This is a genomic window from Flavobacterium sp. (assembly GCF_028712645.1).
Classification (GTDB): Bacteria; Bacteroidota; Bacteroidia; order Flavobacteriales; family Flavobacteriaceae; genus Flavobacterium.
On sequence record NZ_JAQTPQ010000015.1, the window covers coordinates 21,792 to 27,791 of the forward strand.

The window sequence follows — 6,000 nt, forward strand, 5'->3', positions numbered from 1 at the left end:
ACATTTTGTAGCAACGGATTAAAATCCGCTGTAAACAGAACATTTTTTATTTCGATTTTTCTAAAAAAACCAACTCGCCACAAAAATTGCGGTAATCACACAAATTAAATCTACTAGCAACATTGTAGTAAGCGCATAACGAGTGTTTTTGATATTGACAGAACCAAAATAAACCGCAATTACATAAAAAGTACTTTCGGCACTGCATTGAAAAATACTACTTAATCTTCCCGTTAAGGAATCGGCACCAAAAGTATTCATCGAATCGATCAAAAATCCTCGTGATCCTGCAGAACTAAACGGTCTAAGCAATGCTACTGGCAAAGCGTCAGTGATTCCTTTACTTACTCCCAAATTAGAAAAAGCAAAAGCAATCCAGTTACTTATAATTTCAAATAAACCACTATTTCTGAATAAAGAAATTGCCACTAACATTCCTAAAACATAAGGAAAAATGGTAACGCCTGTTTTAACTCCATTATTAGCTCCAGACACAAAGGCTTCATAAACAGTCGTGTTTGCATCTGCAAATTTCTTCTCCTTAATAAAGGAAAAAATCAGAGTAAAAATGATAATTCCTACCAATATCAATGCCGAAAGATTAGAGGTGAAATAGTTTTTGCCTATTAAATCTAAATGATTTACATACATCAATAAACCTACTATTGCAGCAATCAACACCATTAAACCAATAACTAAAGAAGCACTTTTGAAGTTAATTTTTTGTTTAATTCCAACGATAAGAAATGCAGCAATTGTACCAATAAAAGAAGTAATAATACAAGGCAACATCACATCGGCAGGATTGCTGGCATTGGCAGCAGCACGATAACCAATTATAGAAGTTGCTATTAAAGTTAAGCCTGATGCGTGCAAACAAAGGAACATAATTTGGGCATCACTCGCTCGATCTTTATCAGTATTTAGTTCCTGCAAACTTTCCATAGCTTTTAATCCGAAAGGAGTTGCAGCGGAATCTAATCCTAAGAAATTGGCAGCAAAATTCAAAGTCATATAGGAAATCGATGGGTGATTTTTGGGAATACTTGGAAACACTTTTACAAAAACTGGACTCAAAACTTTGGCTAGTTTTTCAGATACTCCAGAAATGATTAAAAGTTCCATCAAACCACAGAAAAAAGCCAAATAAGCAATAAGCGGAAGAATCAAATCGAGTAATGTGCTTTTACAAGTTGGCAAAAGTCCATCTGATTTTTGAACCCCGCTAAAAATTTTTACCGTTTTATTTTTATAAACATAAGTAGTGTCAGCATTTATAGTGTCTCTATTGATAATCATAGTTTGATCAGGAGCTTTCTTGATGCTGTCTTTTATAAAAACAGGAAGTTGCTCAATATATTTTTCAGAAATCAAAATAGGGTCATCTTTTTTTCCGTTTAAAACATTGTCTATCGTGTAACTATTACCCGAAAACAAACTAAAAACTACAAATGCAATTGAAGAAATAAAAATCACCAGCCAAAATCTACTTAATACCATAATTTATAATTTTTGTAAATGTAATTATTTATTGCAAAAAAGACCTAACAGGTTTTGAAAACCTGTTAGGTCTAAAAAATTAAACGTGAATAATCTCTTCCTCAATCAACAAATCTTCTCTTCTTAGTCTAAGGAAAATCTGAGCAACTGCAATCGTGTCTTTTTCACAATAAGTTACAATCCTGTCGATGTCTTTTTCTACATAAAAAACTTGTCCTACTTGACTGCCATCGATGTCGCCTTTTGGCGATGGAATTCCGAGTACTTTGCACATTAATTTCAAAGAAGTGAAGTGTTTATAATCGCCAAATTTCCACAATTCTAAAGTGTCTAAATGTGGAATTTCCCAAGGTTTTTTCCCAAACAAATTGAGTTTATTTGGAATGGCAATGTTATTAATAATCATTCGGCGGGCAATAAATGGAATGTCAAATTCTTTGGCATTATGACCACACAAAACGTGTTGCGGTTGATTGAAATGATTGTTCAAGAGATTGATAAAATCGTGCAGAATTTTCTTTTCGTCTCCAAAAAAAGATGTTACTCTAAAATTTCTAATATCGCCTTTGATGACAAAATACCCAACAGAAATACAGACAATTTTTCCAAATTCGGCCCAAATTCCAGCTCGATCATAAAAGTCTTCCGGAGTGAATTCGTCTTTGCGCTGGTATTGGGTTTTGTGTTCCCAAAGATCTTTCATTTCGTTGTCCAACTCATTGAAATTAGCTACTTCCGGAACGGTTTCAATGTCGAGAAACAGAATGTTGTTGAGGTTGATTTTTTCTATCATAAGTTAAATATTGGGACGCAGATGATGCGGATTTGACAGATTAACACGGATTATCTTTTGAAGGAATTATACGAATTTACACAAAATTATTAATGGTCGGCAAAATTTGAAAGCTATTATTAACAAATTTTAGAACAAACTTTGTTGATTAGACGGGTTTTCGTGTTCCAAAAGCCATTTTTTGCGCCACAATCCTCCTGCATAACCCGTGAGTGAACCATCAGTTCCTATGACTCTGTGACAAGGAACTACAATCCAAAGAGGGTTTTTACCATTAGCCGAAGCTACGGCACGAATCGCTTTGACATCGCCTAATCTCTTGGATAATTCTAAATAACTCATCGTTTTTCCATATGGTATTTCAAGCAATCCTTTCCAAACTTTTTGCTGAAATTCAGTTCCAAAAGGATTTAATTTGAAACTAAAATCAATCCTTTTTCCTTCGAAATAGTCATTGATTTGGGAAACGGCTTCTTGTAAAATAACTGGAATTGTTGAGGAAATATCTCCTTCATCTAAAATTGAAATTATAGAAATACCGTTTTCATCGCCTATTATTTTGGCGACTCCTAAATGCGTTTTGATGTAAGCAATTTCCATTTTATAAAAGTAAAAAAATTAACCGCAAAGTTCACAGTGAAGGCGCAAAGTTCACAAAGAAAAGATTTTTGGAAATAAAAAAACCATTTCAAATGAAATGGTTTTTTATCACAATCCTGTCTAGTATTTCAGTTATTCAGGAAAAAATTATTTTAGATTCGAATAAACATACGCTTCTAAAGCTTTTAATTCTTCATCTGAAAATGACTTAGTAAGTACTAAATTAGGTTTCATCACCGCATATTGTGTTGGATCAACTATTGGTTCATTTTCTCCTTTTAGGAAACCAACTATACTACCATTTTTTTCTTTGTAGATTTTGGCAATATCTTGTAAACTTGGCCCAACGAGTTTTACATCGGGTTTATGACAAGCAACACAGGCACCTTTCCCTGCAAAAATTGCTGCACCTAAAACTTCGGGTTTTTGAGCCTCGGTTGAAGGTTCTGGTTTGCCAAAGGATTCTTCCGAGCCTCCTTTTTTACAAGAAACTACAGAAAGCAAACCTGCGGATAATATGGATAATAATACTGCTTTTTTCATATTTATTTATTTAATAGTATTGCGGCTTCTTTAGCAAAATAAGTCGAAATCAGACTTGCTCCTGCTCTTTTGATACACATTAATTGTTCCATCATAATCTTGTCGTGATCAAGCCAACCTCTTTCGGCAGCGGCTTTGACCATTGCATATTCGCCCGAAACGTGAAAAACCGTTACGGGAACATTAACTGCATTTTTTACTTCACGAACAATGTCAAGATACGCAATTCCAGGTTTTACCATAACCATATCGGCTCCTTCTTCCACATCCATTAATGCTTCGCGAATGGCTTCGATACGATTGGCATAATCCATTTGATAGGTTTTTTTGTCTTTTGGAACCACAACATCAGATTCTCTTGGAGCACTATCTAATGCATCACGAAATGGCCCGTAAAATGCCGAAGCATATTTAGCTGAATAGCTCATAATCCCCACATTTTGAAATCCTGCGGCATCTAATCCTTGACGCAAACGCAAAACACGACCATCCATCATATCAGATGGCGCTACAAAATCGGCTCCAGCTTGAGCGTGTGAAACCGCCATTTTTACCAAAGCTTCATTGGTTGCATCATTAGCAATATCGCCGTTTTCAATGATTCCGTCGTGACCATAAATAGAATAGGGATCGAGTGCCACATCAGGCATTACAATCATTTCTGGACACGATTTTTTAATCGCTTTTATGGTTCTTTGCATCAATCCATCAGGATTCCAAGCTTCTTTTCCGGTGTTGTCTTTTAGGGATTCATCCACTTTTACGTAAATGTTTACGGCACGAATTCCTAGTGCAAAAAGTTCTTTGACTTCTTCTACAGTTAAATCAATCGAACAGCGATAAATCCCAACCATAGATGGTATTTCTACTTTTACGTTTTCGCCTTCTGCGATGAACATTGGAAACATAAAATCGGATGGACTTAATGTTGTTTCTCTAACTAAGGAACGAATACTTTCATTCACTCGTAATCTTCTAGGTCTTTGTAATGGGAACATTATAATAATTTTTGTTTTATAGTGATTGAAAGAACACCAATAATTAATATTAAACAAACTATATAAATAAAGAACAAAACTAAAACTTCAATAAAGTTTTTCTTCTTGCTTATAAAAGTTTTTATTAAAGTTATAAAAGAAAATAAGACAATAAATAAGCTAATAAATGTTAAGAATTTTTCTTCAAATGTTGTATTAGTTGTAAGTGTAGATACCCCTCCAAAAATTAAAGCTAAAATAGCGGTAAATACACTCAATAATTCAATACTTTTCTTCGACTGCTCTTTAATTTCTTTTTCTTGGTCAGTTAATTTTATATCTAATCTATTAAATAATATAGAAAAATTAGAAAAATTATCAATATCATTGGTATTACTTAAATAATTCGATTCAAAGGCTTCAACTTCCTTTAATAAATCTAAATAATTTAAAGGTAATGAAAATGTAGATGGTACAAAAATATTTAGTTCTTGTTCGCCAATATCGTGTGTTTTTATACACTCTTCAAATGGTAATTGGTAAGAATAATAAAAATGGTTTTTGCACCAATTCAAATTTGATTTAAATTTTGAAGTAATTTCATCCAAATGATTATTAGCGACCTTTATTTTGTCTATTATTTCATTTAGTTTTTTTCTGTCAAAATTATTTTTACCTATCTCTTTTTTAAAATACTGAATATAATGAACTATAAAAAAGCAAACTTTTTTGTACGGAAAAAAATTTTTAATTATTGATTCATATTGTATTTTTTGTATTTTTTCTTTTTCCTTGATTAAAAATTTCTCTAAATCAAAATTGTAACATATTTTTTCTTTTTCTATAGATAGTGATAATGCGCAATTCTTCAGGTAATTTTCAGAAATCTTTTTAGCAAAGTTATTGAAATCAGAATCTAAAATAGATATTTTGCTTGTGGTTAGCGTATTTAGTGCTTTTGTGTTTTTATCAACATCTTTGTATTTTTTAGCAAATCTATGTTTAGACCAAAAATTTTCTAAATCTCCACTCTGTTCACAATTATCATTTAGCTTTCTTTCTAAAACTAAATTATCTTCTGATAAAAAATGATTATATGAATACTCGTCCCAAGAATTATAAATATCCAACAAATAGTTGTGTTTTTCTAAAGAAAAGGTATTCTCTTCTCCCAAAAGCACATAATATTGATTTCCTGAATTAGGATCTTGATGCTTACGAATGATTAATTTTCTTATCAAGAAAGTATTCTTATCTTTTAGAATATCCAATAAGCTTTTTATTTTTTTGTTTTCAGTTGGAAAATCAGATTCACACTGAAATAATAAATGTTTTGAGTTTAATAATCTTTCTAAATCTTCCTCACTATTTCTTAGAGTGAATTCTTTTCTTGATAAAAAGAGATTTTGCGTAAAAATTTGTACCAATATTTTTTCCAACTTTTTGTTGTCAATATTTAATTGGTCAATTATATCGTTAGTTTTATCGGATAAATCTAAAACCAAATTTTTATTAAGTTGAGATTTTGAAAATATTCTATTGATAAATTTTGCAGATTTTATATATTCTTCAATACAACTTTTATAA

At 31.8% G+C, this 6,000-nt stretch carries 6 protein-coding genes; all 6 read right to left on the reverse strand.

Annotated elements, in window-relative coordinates; translation table 11 throughout:
• Positions 1–60: 60 nt before the first annotated feature.
• A complete protein-coding gene (locus PHC28_RS02215; RefSeq protein WP_300096353.1) occupies positions 61–1,500 on the reverse strand; it encodes a nucleoside recognition domain-containing protein in 1,440 nt (479 codons plus the stop codon).
• A 79-nt stretch (positions 1,501–1,579) separates the two neighbouring features.
• Positions 1,580–2,293, reverse strand: a complete 714-nt coding sequence (locus PHC28_RS02220; protein ID WP_300096354.1) for a 3'-5' exonuclease — start codon at positions 2,291–2,293, stop codon at positions 1,580–1,582.
• A 129-nt stretch (positions 2,294–2,422) separates the two neighbouring features.
• Complete coding sequence (locus tag PHC28_RS02225) at positions 2,423–2,893, reverse strand: methylated-DNA--[protein]-cysteine S-methyltransferase (protein ID WP_300096355.1); 471 nt, start codon at positions 2,891–2,893, stop codon at positions 2,423–2,425.
• Between the two features lie 147 nt (positions 2,894–3,040).
• Positions 3,041–3,436 (reverse strand): c-type cytochrome, encoded by a 396-nt coding sequence (locus PHC28_RS02230; RefSeq protein WP_300096356.1) that lies wholly within the window; start codon positions 3,434–3,436, stop codon positions 3,041–3,043.
• A 2-nt stretch (positions 3,437–3,438) separates the two neighbouring features.
• Positions 3,439–4,434, reverse strand: a complete 996-nt coding sequence (gene hemB / locus PHC28_RS02235; RefSeq protein WP_300096357.1) for a porphobilinogen synthase — start codon at positions 4,432–4,434, stop codon at positions 3,439–3,441.
• Positions 4,434–5,543, reverse strand: coding sequence for a hypothetical protein (locus PHC28_RS02240; RefSeq protein ID WP_300096358.1), 1,110 nt, complete (start codon positions 5,541–5,543; stop codon positions 4,434–4,436). The genes hemB and PHC28_RS02240 overlap by 1 nt, the downstream gene beginning before the upstream one ends.
• Positions 5,544–6,000 lie beyond the last annotated feature (457 nt).

What these genes read in the sequence shown, in the direction of transcription:
- PHC28_RS02215 (WP_300096353.1), bottom strand. Translation starts at nt 1,500, where the DNA reads ATGGTATTAAGTAGATTTTGGCTGGTGATTTTTATTTCTTCAATTGCA.
- PHC28_RS02220 (WP_300096354.1), bottom strand. Translation starts at nt 2,293, where the DNA reads ATGATAGAAAAAATCAACCTCAACAACATTCTGTTTCTCGACATTGAA.
- PHC28_RS02225 (WP_300096355.1), bottom strand. Translation starts at nt 2,893, where the DNA reads ATGGAAATTGCTTACATCAAAACGCATTTAGGAGTCGCCAAAATAATA.
- PHC28_RS02230 (WP_300096356.1), bottom strand. Translation starts at nt 3,436, where the DNA reads ATGAAAAAAGCAGTATTATTATCCATATTATCCGCAGGTTTGCTTTCT.
- hemB (WP_300096357.1), bottom strand. Translation starts at nt 4,434, where the DNA reads ATGTTCCCATTACAAAGACCTAGAAGATTACGAGTGAATGAAAGTATT.